The following is a 16,451-nucleotide window of genomic DNA, read 5'->3' as shown; positions in this document are numbered from 1 at the left end:
GCCCGCCGGCCCCCGACCGCCGGCCCCGACCGCCGGCCCCCGACCGCCGGCCCCCGACCGCCGGCCCCGACCGCCGGCCCCCGACCGCCGGCCCCGACCGCCGGCCCCCGACCGCCGGCCACCGACCTCCGGCCACCGACCTCCGGCCACCGACCTCCGGCCACCCCCGCCCGCTCACGACAAGGCGGCGACCCTGTCCCGATACGTCCGCACGGCGGACGCGTCCCGGTACGGCTCCAGCCTCCGCTCGAAGTCCCGTACGTACTCCACCGCCCGCACCGACCGCATCTCCATCGCCTGGTGCGCCGCCTCCGCGCCCAGCGCGCAGGCCTGGTCCAGCTCTCCCAGCCCCAGCCGCGCCGTGGCCAGCACCACCCGGCAGAACAGCCGGGACCGCGCGTACGCGGGCGCCCGCAGCTGAAGAGAGCGCTCCGCGTGCTGCGCCGAGGCCCGGTACTGCTGGAGGTCCCGGTGGCAGTGCCCGAACTCGTCCGCCAGCTGCGCCTCGTCGAAGTACCTGGCCCAGTGCGGTACGTCGTCCCCCGGCCGGGCCGCGCCCAGCGCCCGCTCGGCCCGCACCAGCGAGGCCGTCGACGCCCGCACCTCGCCGAGCACCGCGTGCCCGCGCGCCTCCGCCGAGTGCAGCAGCGCCTGCACCACCGGCGGGGGACCCGAGCCGACCCCCTGCTGGGCGACGCGGGCCAGCTGCACCGCCTCCCGGCCGTGGCCCAGGTAGACCGCCTGCCGGCTCATGGTGACCAGCACGTACGAGCCGTACGGCCGGTCCCCGGCGGCCTGGGCGAGCCGCAGCGCCTGCACGAAGTACCGCTGGGCGAGACCGTGCGCGGCGATGTCGTACGAGGTCCAGCCCGCGAGCCGGGTCAGATCGGCCGCGGCCGAGAACAGCCGCCGCCCGGTGGTCTCCCCGTAGGTCCCGCGGAGCATCGGCTCGGCCTCGTGCTCCAGGTACCGCACCAGGGCCTGGCGGGCGTGCCCGCCGCCGTAGGCGTGGTCCAGGGCGCGGAACAGCTCGCTCACCGAGCGCAGGGCGGCGATGTCCCCGCCCGTCACCCGCTGCCCGGGCCCCCGGTCGATCTGCCGCTGCCGCGGCACGGTGGCCCGGCCCTGCACCGGGACCCGGGCCGCCCCTGGGTCGGCGCCCCGTGCCACCCGCTCGTCGGCCCGCCCGATCAGCCAGTCCCGGCTGGGGACGACCAGCCCGGCCGGGGTGAAGGCGATCTTCCGCAGTTCGGCGTGGGATCCGGAGTCCTTGCGCCACAGCCCGCTGGCGATGTCCACGGCCTCTTCGGGGGTGGCCGCGAACTCCAGGCCCGCGTAGACGGGAGCGCAGGCGTCCAGGCCCAGGTCCTGCGCGGAGAGCCGCCGCCCGAGGCGTCGGGTGAACACCTCGGCGATCAGCGCCGGGGTGGTTCCGCGCGGCTGCTGCCCGCGCAGCCAGCGGGTCACCGAGGTTTTGTCGTACCGCAGATCGAGACCGTGTTCCAGGCCGAGCTGGTCGACGCGGCGGGCGAGCCCGGCGTTGGAGAACCCGGCTTCCGCGATCAGCGCCGCGAGCTGCCTGTTGGGGACGCGCTGGGCAGGTCGTTCCGTCATCGGCTCCACGGTCTCCTGACGTGACGGACCGGGGTCCCGGCCCTGTGAACGGCGTGAATGTAGCGGCGAACCTCGTCCACACCGCCCTCTCTGCCCCACATTCATCCGATCGTGTGCAGAATCGGTAGGGCGCTTTACGGACCGACCCCCTCCGCCCGCGTACGCTGCGCCCATGACCCGCCGGCCCCATCGGGCGAGGACCCGGACCGGCCGCCGAAGGGCCGGCGCCGCCCGAAGCAGCTGCCGTGGCCCCCGCCGGAGCCCCCGGAGGGGCCGCCGTACCCTTGCTGAGTGCGATACGTGCACACAGCAGGTTCAACGAGGAGGCGCTGCGGTGGCTGAGCTTGGGTTTGTCCATCTGGGCTTCGGACCGGAATCCGTCGAGTACACCCGGGCCTGGGAAGAGCAGCGCCGGGTGCACGCCGCCCGCTTCGCGGACGAGATCGACGACACCTGCCTGCTGCTGGAGCACCTGCCGGTGTATACCGCCGGCCGGCGCACCGACCCCAGTGAGCGCCCGCTGGACGGCACGCCCGTCGTCGACGTGGACCGCGGCGGCAAGATCACCTGGCACGGGCCGGGCCAGCTGGTCGGCTACCCGATCATGAAGCTGCCCCGCCCGGTGGACGTGGTCGCGCACGTGCGCCGCCTGGAGGAGGCGCTGATCCGCACCGCCGCCGAGTTCGGGCTGGAGACCACCCGGGTCGAGGGCCGCAGCGGCGTCTGGGTCCTCGGGGACCCCGTCCAGGAGCGTCCCAGCATCGGCGGGCTCTCCCTCGACCTCGACCCGCGGCTGCACGACGAGGAGTTCGACGCCCGCCTGAACGGCCCCGAGTACGCCCCGTCCAACGCCGGCCAGCGCCGCGAGGACCGCAAGCTCGCCGCCATCGGCATCCGCGTCGCCAAGGGCGTCACGATGCACGGCTTCGCGATCAACGTGAACCCCGACAACACCTGGTTCGACCGGATCGTGCCCTGCGGCATCCGCGATGCCGGTGTGACCTCGCTCTCGTACGAGCTGGGCCGCGAGATCACCATCGCCGAGGTGCTGCCGGTCGTCGAACGGCACTTGAAGGAGGTACTGGAGCAGGCGGAGCTCAAGCCCCGCGAGATAGAGCCGGCCGCGGGCTAGCCGCCGGGGAATGGGTCCGGCCCCCCGCAGGTTGGCCGACGTAAGAGCGTACGAAATTACGGGCGTACCCTGGTGGGCGCCCGAACAATCGAAGTCACAGGGAGCCGGTCGTGTCCGCAGTCGCACCCGACGGACGCAAGATGCTGCGCCTGGAGGTCCGGAACAGCCAGACCCCCATCGAGCGCAAGCCCGAGTGGATCAAGACCCGGGCGAAGATGGGTCCCGAGTACACCAAGATGCAGGCCCTGGTGAAGGGCGAAGGACTGCACACGGTGTGCCAGGAAGCCGGTTGTCCGAACATCTACGAATGCTGGGAGGACCGGGAGGCCACCTTCCTCATCGGTGGCGACCAGTGCACCCGGCGCTGTGACTTCTGCCAGATCGACACGGGCAAGCCCGAGGCGCTGGACCGGGACGAGCCCCGCCGTGTCGGCGAGTCCGTGGTCACGATGGACCTGAACTACGCCACCATCACCGGCGTCGCCCGCGACGACCTGCCGGACGGCGGTGCCTGGCTGTACGCGGAGACCGTGCGCCAGATCCACCAGCAGACGGCGGGCCGCGAGAGCGGGCACACCAAGGTCGAGCTGCTGGCCCCCGACTTCAACGCGGTACCGGAGCTGCTGGAGGAGGTCTTCGCCTCCCGCCCCGAGGTCTTCGCGCACAACGTCGAGACGGTCCCGCGGATCTTCAAGCGGATCCGCCCCGGCTTCCGCTACGAGCGCTCGCTCGAGGTGATCACGAAGGCGCGCGCCTACGGCCTGGTCACCAAGTCGAACCTGATTCTCGGCATGGGCGAGGAGCGCGAGGAGGTCTCGCAGGCCCTGAAGGACCTGCACGAGGCCGGCTGCGAGCTCATCACCATCACCCAGTACCTGCGGCCCTCGCCGCGGCACCACCCCGTGGAGCGCTGGGTGAAGCCGGCCGAGTTCGTGGAGCTGGCGAAGGAGGCCGAGGAGATCGGCTTCTCCGGCGTGATGTCGGGCCCGCTGGTCCGTTCGTCGTACCGGGCGGGACGTCTGTACACCCAGGCGATGGAGAAGCGCGCGGCGAACGTGTGAACTCGCGCACAAAATCTTACTAGGCAGTAACCCCGCATCGGCGCGGCCCCTAGGCTCTTCCGCAGGAAGAGTTCTGGTGGGCCGCGTCAATGTTTCGAAAACGTTTGACCAGCTGGCCATGCGCTGGTAACACCAATCAGTGACGATGGGTCCACGCACCGCACACACCGCACACACCGTACGCATACGTGAGCACCGTGAAAGGGATCGACATCATGCAGGCCGCGCCCGTACGCGCCATTGCCATCCCGACTCTCTCCGACGCCTTCCGCGGCATCGAGTCGCTGCTCATGAGCGGCGCCCGGCGCAACGCCTGGACGGCGGTCCTGGAGGACCGCCGCAGGGCCAAGGACCGGGTCGAAACCGAACACGTACTTGAGGCCGCGGCGACCCGGACCCCTCAGGCCACGTAAACTTCGCCTTATGGCGAGGAAGTCAAACGCAGAGACTGCTGCGAACCCCGGGCGACTGAAGCAGATCGCCCTGACGTATAAGATGACGCGCAAGGCCGACCCGAAGGTCGGTCTGATCGTCGCGGGCGTGGGAATCGTCACCTTCGGTGTCTTTCTTGCGATCGGCTTCCTGATCGGCCACGAGATCTACCTGGGCATCCTGGGCTTCCTCGTGGCGTTCCTCGCGATGGCGATCGTCTTCGGACGACGGGCCGAGCGGGCTGCCTTCGGGCAGATGGAAGGACAGCCGGGCGCGGCCGCGGCCGTACTGGACAACGTGGGCCGGGGCTGGACGACCACCCCCGCCGTCGCGATGAACCGGCAGCAGGACATCGTCCACCGGGCCGTCGGCAAGGCCGGCGTCGTGCTGATCGCGGAGGGCAACCCGAACCGGGTGAAGCCGCTGCTCGCGAACGAGAAGAAGAAGCTGGCCCGGATCATGCCGGACGTGCCGGTGCACGACTTCATCGTGGGCACGGGCGAGGGCGAGGTGCCGCTCAAGAAGGTGCGCACCACCCTGCTCAAGCTGCCGCGCGTACTGTCCGGCCCGCAGATCACCGCGGTCAATGACAAGCTGCGCGCCATGGGCGACCTGATGTCCAACATGCCGCTGCCGAAGGGTCCGATGCCCAAGGGCATGCGGATGCCGCGCGGCGGGAAGATGCGCTGACCCGCTGAGCTGATTTTCGTATACGAAACTGGGGCGCCCCCCGAGCCGGCCGACGGCTCGGGGGGGCGCCCCTGTTCGCTGGGCGGTCCCGTCAGATGCGGACCTGGACGGCGCGCGCCAGCCGGTCGTGCAGGCCGCGGCCGTCCCGGTCCCAGATCAGCGCCGGGATGACCAGGGCCAGCAGCAGCGTGCGCAGCAGCACGCGGCCGACGCCGAGGCGGCCGCCGTCCTCCGCGATCACCCGAAGGCCCACGATCCGCTTGCCGGGAGTGAAGCCCACGGTGCCGACCGTCAGGATGCTCAGGGCCACGAAGAGACCGAGCGTCCAGTTGCCCGCCGCGGCCAGGTTGCCGCCGGTGATCAGCCCGTACGCGATCAGCTGGCAGCCGACCCAGTCGATGAGGACGGCTCCGAGCCGCCGGCCGAACCGCGCCACCGAGCCGGGCCCCTGCCGGGGCAGGCCGAGCCGCTGGCCCGGGTAGCCGAAGTCGACGCCCATCTCCTCCGCGGCCGCGCGAGGGCCGGAGAGCCACGATCCGATTGCTTGCCTGTTGTCCACCCGAACACGGTACCGGTGCGGCCTCACGCCCCTCGGGCGGGACCCTGGTTAACTTGTGCGAAACAAATGGGTCATGCTTGAGAAATCCCGTCTGCTTATGGTCGGGTCAGCGTGCGGCACCGCACTGACGCACCACGAGCTATAAAGCCCGCCCTGCCCCGGGGCCGGGAGTAGGAGGAGTTGGATGTTCCAGAACGCCGACGAAGTGAAGCAGTACATCGAGGAGAACGACGTCAAGTTCGTCGACGTCCGCTTCTGCGACCTGCCTGGTGTGATGCAGCACTTCACCATCCCGGCGCGGGCGTTCGACCCGGCGGAGGAGCTCGCCTTCGACGGCTCCTCGATCCGCGGCTTCCAGGCCATCCACGAGTCCGACATGGCGCTGCGTGCCGACATCACCACCGCGCGTCTGGACCCGTTCCGCCGTGACAAGACGCTGAACATCAACTTCTTCATCCACGACCCGATCACGGGCGAGGCTTACAGCCGCGACCCGCGCAACATCGCGAAGAAGGCCGAGGCCTACCTCGCCTCCACCGGCATCGCCGACACCGCGTTCTTCGGCCCCGAGGCCGAGTTCTACGTGTTCGACAGCGTGCGCTTCGCGACCTCCGCGAACGAGGGCTTCTACCACATCGACTCCGAGGCCGGCGCCTGGAACACCGGTTCGGAGGAGAACAACCGCGGCTACAAGGTCCGCTACAAGGGCGGCTACTTCCCGGTCGCCCCGGTCGACCACTTCGCCGACCTGCGCGCCGAGATCTCCCTCGAGCTGGACGCCCAGGGCCTCCAGGTCGAGCGCCAGCACCACGAGGTCGGCACCGGCGGCCAGGCCGAGATCAACTACAAGTTCAACACGCTGCTGGCCGCGGCCGACGACCTGATGCTCTTCAAGTACATCGTGAAGAACGTCGCGTGGAAGAACGGCAAGACCGCGACCTTCATGCCGAAGCCGATCTTCGGCGACAACGGCTCGGGCATGCACGTGCACCAGTCGCTGTGGGCCAACGGCGACCCGCTGTTCTACGACGAGGCCGGATACGCGGGCCTGTCGGACACCGCGCGCTACTACATCGGCGGCATCCTCAAGCACGCCCCGTCGCTGCTGGCCTTCACCAACCCGACGGTGAACTCCTACCACCGCCTGGTGCCGGGCTTCGAGGCGCCGGTCAACATGGTGTACTCGCAGCGCAACCGCTCCGCCGCCATGCGCATCCCGATCACGGGCTCGAACCCGAAGGCCAAGCGCGTCGAGTTCCGCGCGCCGGACCCGTCCTCGAACCCGTACCTCGCCTTCTCGGCGCTGCTCCTCGCGGGCCTCGACGGCATCAAGAACAAGATCGAGCCGATGGAGCCGATCGACAAGGACCTCTACGAGCTCTCCCCGGACGAGCACGCGAGCGTCCCGCAGGTCCCGACCAGCCTCGAGGACGTCCTCAAGGCCCTGGAGGCCGACCACGAGTACCTCCTGGCCGGCGGTGTCTTCACCCCGGACCTGATCGAGACCTGGATCGACTACAAGCGCACGCACGAGATCGCCCCGATCGCGCAGCGTCCGCACCCCCACGAGTTCGAGCTCTACTTCGACCTCTAAGAGGCAGCGTCGGGCGAGCGTGCCGAGGCCCGGAAGCGATCTGTGTCCGGTAGGAACCCACAGCCGCTCCACTCACGCGCCGCCATCGGCATGAAATGAGGGCCGCTACCCGCGATCTGGGTAGCGGCCCTCGTCCGTCTGTCTTCCCGTTCTCGCGGCGGGGGCCGTCGGCTCGGGGACGCGCCAGGTGATCCGGAACCGCTGGTCCGGTGGCAGCCCTGGCCGGCCCACCGACTGGATCTCCTTGATCAGATAGCCGAAGACCTGGAGGTGGGCCTCCTCGGACAGCTCGTGCCAGGTGTCCGGCGTCGCCGTCATGACCTCCCGCATCAGCGAGGCGTCGGACTCGGCGCGCAGCATACGGATGCGTTCCTCCCGGTCCATGGCGCTGTCGGCGTGCATGGCGCCGATCGAGCGCTGAAGAAGGTTCGGCTCCACTCCCAGGCGCCGCAGGATCTGGTCGCAGCCGTAGTGGAAGACGGTGTGCCCGTCGATCATCGTCCGGTCCGGGTCGTGGTAACCGAAGGGGCTGCCCTCCGCGGCGCCGACATAGTCGCCCTTCAGGGTGCGCAGAAGGGCGCGCAGCGCGAGCTCGGCGCCGTGCTCCTCGATCAGGCGGACACCGACCTGCACCCACTGGTCCTCCGTGATCATGGGCTCGTGCGGGACCGCGAGCGAAGGATCGATTTCGATGGCGCTGAACGGGTTGATGAGCACGCCGAGGACCGCTTCTGGGCTCCACTGGCCGTCGGCCGGTCCCCACCCCTGTGACAGGGCCAGCTCCTGGGCCGACTTCATGCCACCCGATTCCCCCTCCCGTACCGCGCGCCACAGCGGCAGGAACCGCGCAACCTCGGCGGCCGGCTCCCGGGGCGGATCGACGCAGGCGGCAGCGAGCACCGCCACGATCGACCGCACGGTCTCCCAGCGCGGGACGGTCAGGCCCTTGAGGGTGGTCCGGACCCCCTCGTGACTGATGGCCCCCGGATGGTCGCCCTCTTCGACCAGCTTGCTCACCTTCCGCATACCGGGGCTGCCGGCCGCCCGGTGCAGTTCTCGCAGCGCGCGCGCCAGCTCCAGGCGGGCACCGCCTGGTGGGAGGAGTGTGTCGATGGTCATGGAACCCCCGGTGTGTCAGATAGCGCCAGAGCCTAAAAGGCGCAGGCGGGGTGGCCCATGTCAGATTTCGCCAACTTTCCTGGGCAGGGTGCCAGACGACGACAAGCGGTCGGACACGGCCCGGAGCATGGAGTCAGCGCCGTGAGCGGATCGGCGCACATTCCAAGGAGTTGCCCGCCGTGCACATACCCGACTACGCCCGCGCCACGATCCGGGCGGCGCTGCCCACCCTCCCCACCGCCCGGCACGTGGGAGCGGTGGACTGCTGCCTCTGCGACGAGCCCTTCGGAGACCGGTTGCCGGTACCGCTCGGTCCGACTCCCGAGTCGGGGTTGTTCGCCTGTCACCCCTGTCTCGCCCGGCTCGTGGCCCGGGCGCGGCGGACCCGGGACGCCGCACTGACCCAGGACGCCGAGCAGGCCCGGGCGGAGTCCGCGGCCTGGCTGCCGGTGCGGGAGAGCCACCTCGCTCGGCTCGATGGTGTGCGACAGGCCGCGGAGGGCGTGGCCCGGCTGGCCGGGGAAGATGACACCGAGCCGCTGCAGGCCGCATGGCTGCTGGTGTCGCTGGAATCGGCGTACGCCTGGATCCCGGACGCGCCGGAACCGCCGGCCTCCGTGGACCGGGAGGTCCCCGAGCTGAGGGACGCGGCGTTCCAGCTCGACCTGGCCATGATCTCGGCTCGGGATGCGGTGGTGGAGCGGCTCGCGTATTACGTGATCAACGAGGCGCAGCCTGCAGAACCGGATATGTGCGAGGAGTTCGCATGCCCGGACGGCTGCTCTGGCCGTCATGACTCCTCGCACATTGATTGCGGTCCGGACGCCATCTACGAGGACCTGGCGAGGCACGACGTCATCGTCAGGCAACCGGAGCCCGAACCGACGCGGCCCCGGCCCGCGGCTCCGCCGGCCGGGACCGGTCAGGGGCGTCCGCCGCTCCCGGACATCGAGGAGAACGCTCCCGCCGTCCTGGCGCATTTCGGAATCGACGCGGACGACACGGAGCTCTTGGTGAGCGCGGCGGCGGTCGGCCTGGTCGCCGTGGCGGAGTTCGTCCGGCACGTCGACGACAGGGTCTGGTTCACCGAGGAGGTGATCCGCGAGCAGGGCTGGCGCGCTGGGTTGTTGCACCGGGCGATGTCCGCCGCGTTCGGGGCTCCCTGCCACTTCGGGATGCCGGGCTGGCCGGATGTCGTCGCCCGGGCGGTGGAACGTCTCGGCGTACTGGACCGGTCGGAGGCTCCCGAGGCGCTGGCCGATCTTGCGGCCGTGGGGCCCGCGTTGCTGGAAGCCCCCGACCGGCTGGGTGCGAACGCCCTCGAGTGGTTGTGCCGTCACGGGGTGTTCGCGCCATGAAGTGGGACGAAGTGACCCTTGCCGTCCTGGCGGCTTTCGGTTGCCTCACGTTGCTCCTGACGCAGGTGGGCGAGGTGTTGTCCAGGCTGCCCCAGATCATTCGCGCCTGGCGGCAGGTACGGCAGGAGCTGAGCGGCGGCGCCACTGATCCCGGTCGCCGCCCGTCCGTGGAGCCCGGCGGGCTGCATCGGGGTGAGGGCGCGTCCGATGGCTCGTGAGTGCATCGTGCCTGGTGAGAGGCGTGTGGAGGGCGTTCGCTTTGACAGGGCGGCGGGGGCGGGCGAGGGTTGAAATGTCCTAAAGGCTGGATAAGCGAGACACGTTCGGAGGTGCATGGAAATGCGCCGTAGGATCGTTGCGGCAGCCATGGCGGGCGCCGCGGGAGTCGCGATGGGCCTGCTGCCCGTCGCCAGCGCCTCGGCTTCGGCCGTCACCAGTGGCGGCGGGGGCGGGAACGGCGGCTACGACTGCTACCGGTACCCCTCGAACCGTTCCGACGCCCGGTGGGACTACTGCTGCGACCGTGACTGGCGCGACCGGCCGAGCTGGTGCTGGGACCGGGGCGGGGTCGGCGGATACAACGACAACTGGCGCGACAGCAACTGGCGCGATGCCCACTGGTACGACGCCAACTGGAACGACTCCGGCCGGGGCGGCAACGGCGACTGGGACTGGGGCAACGGCCGGGGCGGCAACGGTGACTGGGGCAACCACGACTGGGGCAACGGTCGCGGTGGCAACGGTGACTGGGGCGGCGGCGGGGGCGGCAACAACGACTGGGGCAACGGTCGCGGTGGCAACGGTGACTGGGGCGGCGGCGGGGGCGGCAACGGTGACTGGGGTAACGGCGGCGGGGGCGGCGGCAACGGTGACTGGGGTGGCGGTGGCGGCGGCGGTAATGGCGACTGGGGTGGGGGCGGTGGCGGCGGTAATGGCGACTGGGGTGGGGGCGGTGGCGGCGGCAACGGTGACTGGGGTGGCGGCGGTGGCGGTAACGGCGGTGGGGGCGGCGGTGGCGGCTGGGGTGGCGGCCGCTGACCGAGACGGCTGAGGCGACTGAGGCCCGCGGGCCCCGGGCCGCGGGCCCGAGCCGGTGCCCTTGTTCCGCTGAGCTCAGCGGAACAAGGGCATCGCGCCCGTGAGGTCGCGCAGGCAGCGGACCGCGAGTTCGGTGGGGGAGCCGGGCCCCGAGACCGGGGCGTCCGTGGTCGACCACAGCTCCAGCGAGATCCGGATCGCGTCCGTCGCCGCCGCGGCGAGCAGACGGACGTCCAGCAGGTCCGCGTCCGGGCCGGCCAGCCGGGCGACCACCGGGACCAGGCGCTCCTCGGAGTCCTGGTTCACGCGGTACCAGACGGCCCGCAGGGCCTCGTCGTCGGCGGCCGCGCGCAGCAGCCCGCGGGTCACCTCCAGACCCTCCTCGACCGCCTGGGGCTCGCTCAGTGTCCGCCTGACGGCGCGCTCCAGGGCTTCGGCGAGCGGTGTGCCGGGGTCCTCTTCGGCGAGCAGGGCGCGCCAGGCGTCGCCGCCGACCGCGAGCAGCGGGCCCACCGCCTCCTGCTTGTTGCGGAAATAGCGGTAGAACGTACGCAGCGCCACGCCCGCGCGGTGCGCGATGTCCTCGGCGGTGGTGCCGTCGGGGCCGTGCTCGGCGAAGAGTTCGCAGGCCGCGCGGGCTATGTCGAGCTGGGTGGCGGCCTTGCGGCGCTCGGTCAGCGACTGGGCTCCGGGGCCGGCCTGGGGAGAGTACGGACGAGGGGATCTCACGCAGTGAAGCGTACCTCTCGGAAGCAAGCTTGATTGCATGCTTTGACACTCTGGCAAAACGTGTCATCACTCCGTACGCTCGCCCCATGAACCGTTACGAAGGACGTCGCGTCCTCATCACCGGCGGCGGCTCCGGCATCGGCCAGGCCACCGTCCACCGGATCCTCGCCGAGGGCGGCCGGGTCCACACGGTCGACGTCAGCGAGGCCGGACTCAAGGTCACCGCCGACCGGGCCGCGGCCGAGGGCCACCAGGACCGCCTCACCACCGCCCTGCTGGACATATCCGACGAGAACGCGGTCAAGGAGGGCGTGGCCGCCGCCGTCGACGCCCTAGGCGGGATCGACGTACTCGTCAATGCCGCCGGGATCCTGCGCTCCGCGCACACCCACCAGACCACGCTGGACCTGTGGAACCAGGTCATCGGCGTCAACCTGACCGGCACCTTCCTGATGATCCGCGAGTCGCTCCCGGCGCTGCTGGCGGGCGACCAGCCGGTGGTGGTCAACTTCAGCTCCACCTCGGCGTCCTTCGCCCACCCCTACATGTCCGCCTACGCGGCCAGCAAGGGCGGCATCCAGTCCATGACCCACGCACTGGCCGCCGAATACAGCAAGCAGGGCCTGCGCTTCGTGTCCGTCGCGCCCGGCTCCATCGAGAGCGGCATGACCACCGGCAACGGCCCCGGCCTGCCCGAGGACACCGACTGGTCCCTCTTCGCCAAGCTCGCCCCGGCCCTCGGCCAGGGGTTCGCCGGCCCGCAGACCGTGGCGGGCGTCGTCGCGATGCTCGGCTCCGAGGACGGCGCGTTCATCACCGGTACGGAGATCCGCATCGACGGCGGTACGCACTACTAGGCGCAGCGCCCCACCGGGCGTCAGCCCCTGAAGCGGTCCCAGAGCCGGGGGAAGCGCTCCGCGAGCACGGCTTCGTTCTCGAAGTCCAGCGCGGTGCCCTCCGGCTCTGCCGGTTGCAGCGGGACGCCGAGGTCCGGCGCCACCGAACCGGTCAGCTGCTCGTAGGCCTCGTCGGCCGCGTACCCCAGCTCCTCGCCGTCGCCGTCGATCTCCTCGTCGAATTCGCCCAGGAGCTCCGCGAGCTGGTCCGGGTCGTGCACCCCGCCCTCGAAGACCTCCCGGCCCTGGCCGATCAGCCAGCAGCGGAAGTAGTCGAACGCGTCGTCGCTCGCCCCGTCGAGCAGCACCCAGGCCGCGCCCCACAGGTCCCAGGTGTACGCCCGGTTGTACCGCGACTCGAAGTGCCGGGCGAAGTCCAGGACGGAGTCGGGGTCGAGCTGGGCCAGCCGCTCCACGAGCAGCTCGGCGTGTTCCTCGGGGTCGCCGTCGGCGGCCTCGCGGGTACGGTCGACGATCTCCCAGAACTCCGTCTCGTCCATCACCGCTCCAGCATCACGGGTCCGCCCCCGCGCCGCCACCGCGCGTACGGCGAAAGGCCGGTGTCCGACCCCTTCGCGGGGCCGGGCACCGGCCTTTCACACTCGGTCACTCGGCTCAGAGGCCGTAGCGCTCCCGGGCCTCCTTGACGGAGGACGCCGGTACCTCGCCGCGGCGGGCGAGCTGGGCCAGCGCGGCCACCACGATCGACTGGGCGTCGACACCGAAGTGGCGGCGGGCGCCCTCGCGGGTGTCGGACAGGCCGAAGCCGTCCGTGCCCAGCGAGGTGTAGTCCTGCTCCACCCACTGGCTGATCTGGTCCGGGACCTGGCGCATCCAGTCGGAGACGGCGAGCACCGGGCCGGTGACGCCCTCCAGCGCGCGGGTGACGTACGGGGTGCGCAGCTCGCCGCGCAGCAGCGCCTCGTCGCACTCCAGCGCGTCGCGCCGCAGCTCTCCCCAGGAGGTGGCGGACCAGACGTCGGCGGCCACGTTCCAGTCGGCGGCGAGGAGCTTCTGCGCCTCCAGGATCCAGTGGATCGCCGTACCGGAGGCCATCAGCTGGACCTTGGGGGCGTCCGCGGCCGGGGCCGCCTCCGCCAGGTCCGCCGCCGTGTTGAAGCGGTAGAGGCCCTTGAGGATGCCCTCTTCCACGCCCTCGGGCATGGCCGGCTGCACCTTCGGCTCGTTGTAGACCGTCAGGTAGTAGAAGACGTCTTCCGGCTTCTCGCCGTACATCCGGCGCAGACCGTCCTTGACGATCACCGCGATCTCGTACGCGAAGGCCGGGTCGTAGTTGAGCGACGCCGGGTTCGTGGACGCGATCAGGTGCGAGTGGCCGTCCGCGTGCTGGAGGCCCTCACCGGTCAGGGTGGTGCGGCCGGCGGTGGCGCCGACGATGAAGCCCTTGCCGAGCTGGTCGGCGAGCTGCCACATCTGGTCGGCGGTGCGCTGCCAGCCGAACATCGAGTAGAAGATGTAGAACGGGATCATCGGCTCGCCGTGCGTCGCGTACGACGTGCAGGCGGCGATGAAGTCGGCCATGGCGCCGGCCTCGGTGATCCCCTCGTTGAGGATCTGGCCGTCCTTGGCTTCCTTGTAGTACATGAGCTGGTCGCGGTCGACCGGCTCGTACGTCTGGCCCAGCGGCGAGTAGATGCCGGCCGACGGGAAGAGGGACTCCATACCGAAGGTGCGGGCCTCGTCGGGGACGATCGGCACCCAGCGCTTGCCGGTCTCCTTGTCCCGCATCAGGTCCTTGACGAGCCGGACGAAGGCCATGGTGGTGGCCATCTCCTGCTTGCCGGAGCCCTTGAGGAGCGGGGCGAAGGAACGGTCGGCCGGAGCCGGCAGAGCGACCTGCTTGACCTTGCGGGCCGGGGCCGGGCCGCCGAGGGCCGCGCGGCGCTCGTTCAGGTACTGGACCTCGGGGCTGTTCGCGCCCGGGTGGCCGTAGGGGACGACGCCGTCGGCGAAGGCGCTGTCCGGGATCGGGAGGCCAAGGAGGTCGCGCATGTCCTTGAACTCGTCGATCGTCAGCTTCTTCATCTGGTGGTTCGCGTTCTTCGACTCGAACCCGGCACCCAGCGTGTAGCCCTTGACGGTCTGCGCGAGGATGACCGTCGGCGCGCCCTTGTGCTCCAGGGCGGCCTTGTACGCGGCGTACACCTTGCGGGGCTCGTGGCCGCCGCGGGAGCTGTGGAAGCACTCGGCGATCTTCGCGTCGGAGAGCACGCCGGCCAGCTGCACGAGCTCGGCGTTGGCGCCGAAGAAGTGCTGGCGGATGTAGGCCACGTCGCGGGTCGCGTACGTCTGGAACTGCGCGTCGGGTACCTCGCGCAGGCGGCGTACGAGGGCGCCCGTGGTGTCGAGCTGGAACAGCTCGTCCCAGGCGGAGCCCCACAGCGACTTGATGACGTTCCAGCCGGCGCCGCGGAACTGGGCCTCCAGCTCCTGGACCACGCGGAAGTTGGCGCGGACCGGACCGTCGAGGCGCTGCAGGTTGCAGTTGATGACGAAGGTCAGGTTGTCGAGCTGCTCGCGGGAGGCGAGGGCCAGGGCGGCGGTCGACTCGGGCTCGTCCATCTCGCCGTCGCCCAGGAAGGCCCAGACGTGCGAGTTGGCGGTGTCCTTGATGCTGCGGTTCTGCAGGTAGCGGTTGAAGCGCGCCTGGTAGATCGCGGACAGCGGGCCGAGGCCCATGGACACCGTCGGGAACTCCCACAGCCACGGCAGGCGCCGCGGGTGCGGGTAGGACGGCAGGCCGTTGCCGCCGGACTCCTGGCGGAAGTTGTCGAGCTGCTGCTCGGAGATCCGGCCGTCGAGGAAGGCGCGGGCGTAGATGCCGGGGGAGGCGTGGCCCTGGATGTAGAGCTGGTCGCCCGATCCGTCGGCCTCCTTCCCGCGGAAGAAGTGCTGGAAGCCGGTCTCGTACAGCCACGCGGCGGAGGCGAAGGTGGCGATGTGGCCGCCGACGCCGTACTTGGAGCCGCGGGTCACCATGGCGGCCGCGTTCCAGCGGTTCCAGGCGGTGATCTTGGCTTCCATCTCCTCGTCGCCCGGGAACTCGGGCTCGGCGGAGGTGGGGATGGTGTTGACATAGTCCGTCTCCAGCAGCTTCGGCAGGGCGAGGCCGGCGGCCTCGGCGTGCTGGAGGGTGCGGCGGAGCAGGTATTCGGCGCGGCGCGTACCGGCGGCCTGTGCGACGGCGTCGAGTGAGGCCGCCCATTCGGCGGTCTCTTCGGTGTCGCGGTCCGGGAGCTGGTCGAGCTCGCTCGGAAGCTTTCCTACGGGGTCGGACATCGGTGTGCGCCGCCTTCCGGACAAAGGAGAGGTGGTGAAAAAATCCCTGACGGGCAGGACAGGGTCGTTGGGCCTGGTTGAGGCCCGCCGACGACTGTAAATCGCTGATCGATGATCGATCAAATAAAAGTGACAAAGAAACGTCCATCTGACAAAAGTCGGCACCGCGTGCCAGAAGAAAAGGCACCCGGTGCCGGTCAGACAGGGGCAATACGGGCAGATCACGCCCTCGGGGCGCACCCCAGCACATGCCGCTTCACGAGCAGCCCGATGTCCGGATCCTGACTGCGGAACGCCTCGACGAGGGCTTCGTGCTCCTCCGCGTAGGACTTCTGGACGGTCCCCAGCCAGCGGATGGACAGGGCCGTGAACACCTCGATGCCCAGGCTCTCCCAGGTGTGCAGCAGCACGCTGTTCCCGGCCGCCCGCACCAGCTCCCGGTGGAACCCCACCGTGTGCCGCACCTGCGCCGTCCCGTCCTCGGTCCGGTCGGCCTCCCACAGCGCGGCGACGTGCGGCTCCAGCGCCGAGCAGTCCGCCGCCAGCCGCGGCGCGGCCAGCTCGGCCGCGATCTGCTCCAGACCGGCCCGGACCGGGTAGATCTCCTCCAGGTCCGCCGCGGACAGGTTCCGTACGCGCACGCCCTTGTTCGGAGCCGACTCGATCAGCCGCAGCGTCTCCAGCTCGCGCAGCGCCTCGCGCACGGGCGTCTGGCTGACCTCCAGCTCCACGGCGATCCGACGCTCGACGATCCGCTCGCCGGGCTTCCAGCGCCCGCTGACGATCCCCTCCACGATGTGCTCGCGGATCTGCTCGCGCAGCGAGTGCACGACGGGTGGGGTGATCATCCGGGCTTCATCTCCTGTGGGGGCATGCAGAGCTCTGATGCGTAGACAATACGGCGCAGTAGCCCGGCGCGAAGCGTTCGC

Annotated in this window: 16 protein-coding genes; 9 read left to right on the top strand and 7 right to left on the bottom strand. The window is 70.6% G+C overall.

Annotation, left to right across the window (positions count from 1 at the left end; genetic code table 11):
• Nucleotides 1-174: 174 nt before the first annotated feature.
• Complete coding sequence (locus ACFWP3_RS33905) at nucleotides 175-1,614, bottom strand: regulator (RefSeq protein WP_384228826.1); 1,440 nt, start codon at nucleotides 1,612-1,614, stop codon at nucleotides 175-177.
• A 334-nt stretch (nucleotides 1,615-1,948) separates the two neighbouring features.
• Between ACFWP3_RS33905 and lipB the strand changes: the two genes are divergently transcribed.
• The 4 genes from lipB (at nucleotide 1,949) to ACFWP3_RS33885 (ending at nucleotide 4,929) form a co-directional block, all read left to right on the top strand.
• Nucleotides 1,949-2,746, top strand: a complete 798-nt coding sequence (gene lipB, locus ACFWP3_RS33900; protein WP_384228823.1) for a lipoyl(octanoyl) transferase LipB — start codon at nucleotides 1,949-1,951, stop codon at nucleotides 2,744-2,746.
• 110 nt (nucleotides 2,747-2,856) lie between these two features.
• Nucleotides 2,857-3,807: a lipoyl synthase gene (gene lipA / locus ACFWP3_RS33895; protein ID WP_384228821.1), complete on the top strand. Its 951-nt coding sequence runs from the start codon at nucleotides 2,857-2,859 to the stop codon at nucleotides 3,805-3,807.
• 215 nt (nucleotides 3,808-4,022) lie between these two features.
• A complete protein-coding gene (locus ACFWP3_RS33890; protein ID WP_069923792.1) occupies nucleotides 4,023-4,220 on the top strand; it encodes a hypothetical protein in 198 nt (65 codons plus the stop codon).
• Between the two features lie 10 nt (nucleotides 4,221-4,230).
• Nucleotides 4,231-4,929 (top strand): DUF4191 domain-containing protein, encoded by a 699-nt coding sequence (locus ACFWP3_RS33885; RefSeq protein ID WP_384228819.1) that lies wholly within the window; start codon nucleotides 4,231-4,233, stop codon nucleotides 4,927-4,929.
• A 91-nt stretch (nucleotides 4,930-5,020) separates the two neighbouring features.
• Here ACFWP3_RS33885 and ACFWP3_RS33880 read toward each other — a convergent pair whose 3' ends face one another.
• Complete coding sequence (locus tag ACFWP3_RS33880) at nucleotides 5,021-5,488, bottom strand: RDD family protein (protein ID WP_384228817.1); 468 nt, start codon at nucleotides 5,486-5,488, stop codon at nucleotides 5,021-5,023.
• 184 nt (nucleotides 5,489-5,672) lie between these two features.
• Between ACFWP3_RS33880 and glnA the strand changes: the two genes are divergently transcribed.
• Complete coding sequence (glnA, locus tag ACFWP3_RS33875; protein ID WP_361751410.1) at nucleotides 5,673-7,082, top strand: type I glutamate--ammonia ligase; 1,410 nt, start codon at nucleotides 5,673-5,675, stop codon at nucleotides 7,080-7,082.
• A gap of 105 nt (nucleotides 7,083-7,187) precedes the next feature.
• Here glnA and ACFWP3_RS33870 read toward each other — a convergent pair whose 3' ends face one another.
• Nucleotides 7,188-8,201: a hypothetical protein gene (locus ACFWP3_RS33870; RefSeq protein ID WP_384228814.1), complete on the bottom strand. Its 1,014-nt coding sequence runs from the start codon at nucleotides 8,199-8,201 to the stop codon at nucleotides 7,188-7,190.
• 179 nt (nucleotides 8,202-8,380) lie between these two features.
• On the opposite strand from ACFWP3_RS33870, the gene ACFWP3_RS33865 reads away from it, so the two are divergent.
• The 3 genes from ACFWP3_RS33865 to ACFWP3_RS33855 all read left to right on the top strand — a co-directional run bounded on the left by ACFWP3_RS33865 (nucleotide 8,381) and on the right by ACFWP3_RS33855 (nucleotide 10,597).
• Nucleotides 8,381-9,559 carry a hypothetical protein gene (locus tag ACFWP3_RS33865; RefSeq protein ID WP_384228812.1) on the top strand — a complete coding sequence of 393 codons (1,179 nt, stop codon included), beginning with the start codon at nucleotides 8,381-8,383 and terminating at the stop codon, nucleotides 9,557-9,559.
• On the top strand, nucleotides 9,556-9,777 hold the full coding sequence (locus ACFWP3_RS33860; protein WP_384228809.1) for a hypothetical protein: 222 nt from the start codon (nucleotides 9,556-9,558) through the stop codon (nucleotides 9,775-9,777). The genes ACFWP3_RS33865 and ACFWP3_RS33860 overlap by 4 nt, the downstream gene beginning before the upstream one ends.
• 121 nt (nucleotides 9,778-9,898) lie before the next feature.
• Nucleotides 9,899-10,597 carry a hypothetical protein gene (locus tag ACFWP3_RS33855; protein WP_384228807.1) on the top strand — a complete coding sequence of 233 codons (699 nt, stop codon included), beginning with the start codon at nucleotides 9,899-9,901 and terminating at the stop codon, nucleotides 10,595-10,597.
• Between the two features lie 75 nt (nucleotides 10,598-10,672).
• Here the strand turns inward: ACFWP3_RS33855 and ACFWP3_RS33850 are convergent, their stop codons facing one another.
• Nucleotides 10,673-11,326: a TetR/AcrR family transcriptional regulator gene (locus ACFWP3_RS33850; RefSeq protein ID WP_384228805.1), complete on the bottom strand. Its 654-nt coding sequence runs from the start codon at nucleotides 11,324-11,326 to the stop codon at nucleotides 10,673-10,675.
• An 86-nt stretch (nucleotides 11,327-11,412) separates the two neighbouring features.
• Here ACFWP3_RS33850 and ACFWP3_RS33845 point away from each other — a divergent pair, with 86 nt between their 5' ends.
• Entirely contained in the window at nucleotides 11,413-12,183 is a 771-nt protein-coding gene (locus ACFWP3_RS33845; RefSeq protein ID WP_384228802.1) for an SDR family NAD(P)-dependent oxidoreductase, read from the top strand.
• A gap of 20 nt (nucleotides 12,184-12,203) precedes the next feature.
• Here the strand turns inward: ACFWP3_RS33845 and ACFWP3_RS33840 are convergent, their stop codons facing one another.
• The 3 genes from ACFWP3_RS33840 to ACFWP3_RS33830 form a co-directional block, all read right to left on the bottom strand.
• On the bottom strand, nucleotides 12,204-12,722 hold the full coding sequence (locus tag ACFWP3_RS33840) for a DUF4240 domain-containing protein (RefSeq protein WP_384228799.1): 519 nt from the start codon (nucleotides 12,720-12,722) through the stop codon (nucleotides 12,204-12,206).
• Nucleotides 12,723-12,837: 115 nt separating this feature from the next.
• Nucleotides 12,838-15,522, bottom strand: a complete 2,685-nt coding sequence (aceE, locus tag ACFWP3_RS33835) for a pyruvate dehydrogenase (acetyl-transferring), homodimeric type (protein WP_384228797.1) — start codon at nucleotides 15,520-15,522, stop codon at nucleotides 12,838-12,840.
• Between the two features lie 221 nt (nucleotides 15,523-15,743).
• Entirely contained in the window at nucleotides 15,744-16,367 is a 624-nt protein-coding gene (locus ACFWP3_RS33830; RefSeq protein WP_384228829.1) for a GntR family transcriptional regulator, read from the bottom strand.
• Between the last annotated feature and the right edge of the window lie 84 nt (nucleotides 16,368-16,451).

Source organism: Streptomyces sp. NPDC058525 (genome assembly GCF_042719495.1).
In the GTDB taxonomy this organism is placed as follows: domain Bacteria; phylum Actinomycetota; class Actinomycetes; order Streptomycetales; family Streptomycetaceae; genus Streptomyces.
The sequence above is the reverse complement of the archived record's forward strand: the minus strand, read 5'-3'. Positions and strand labels throughout refer to the sequence as shown.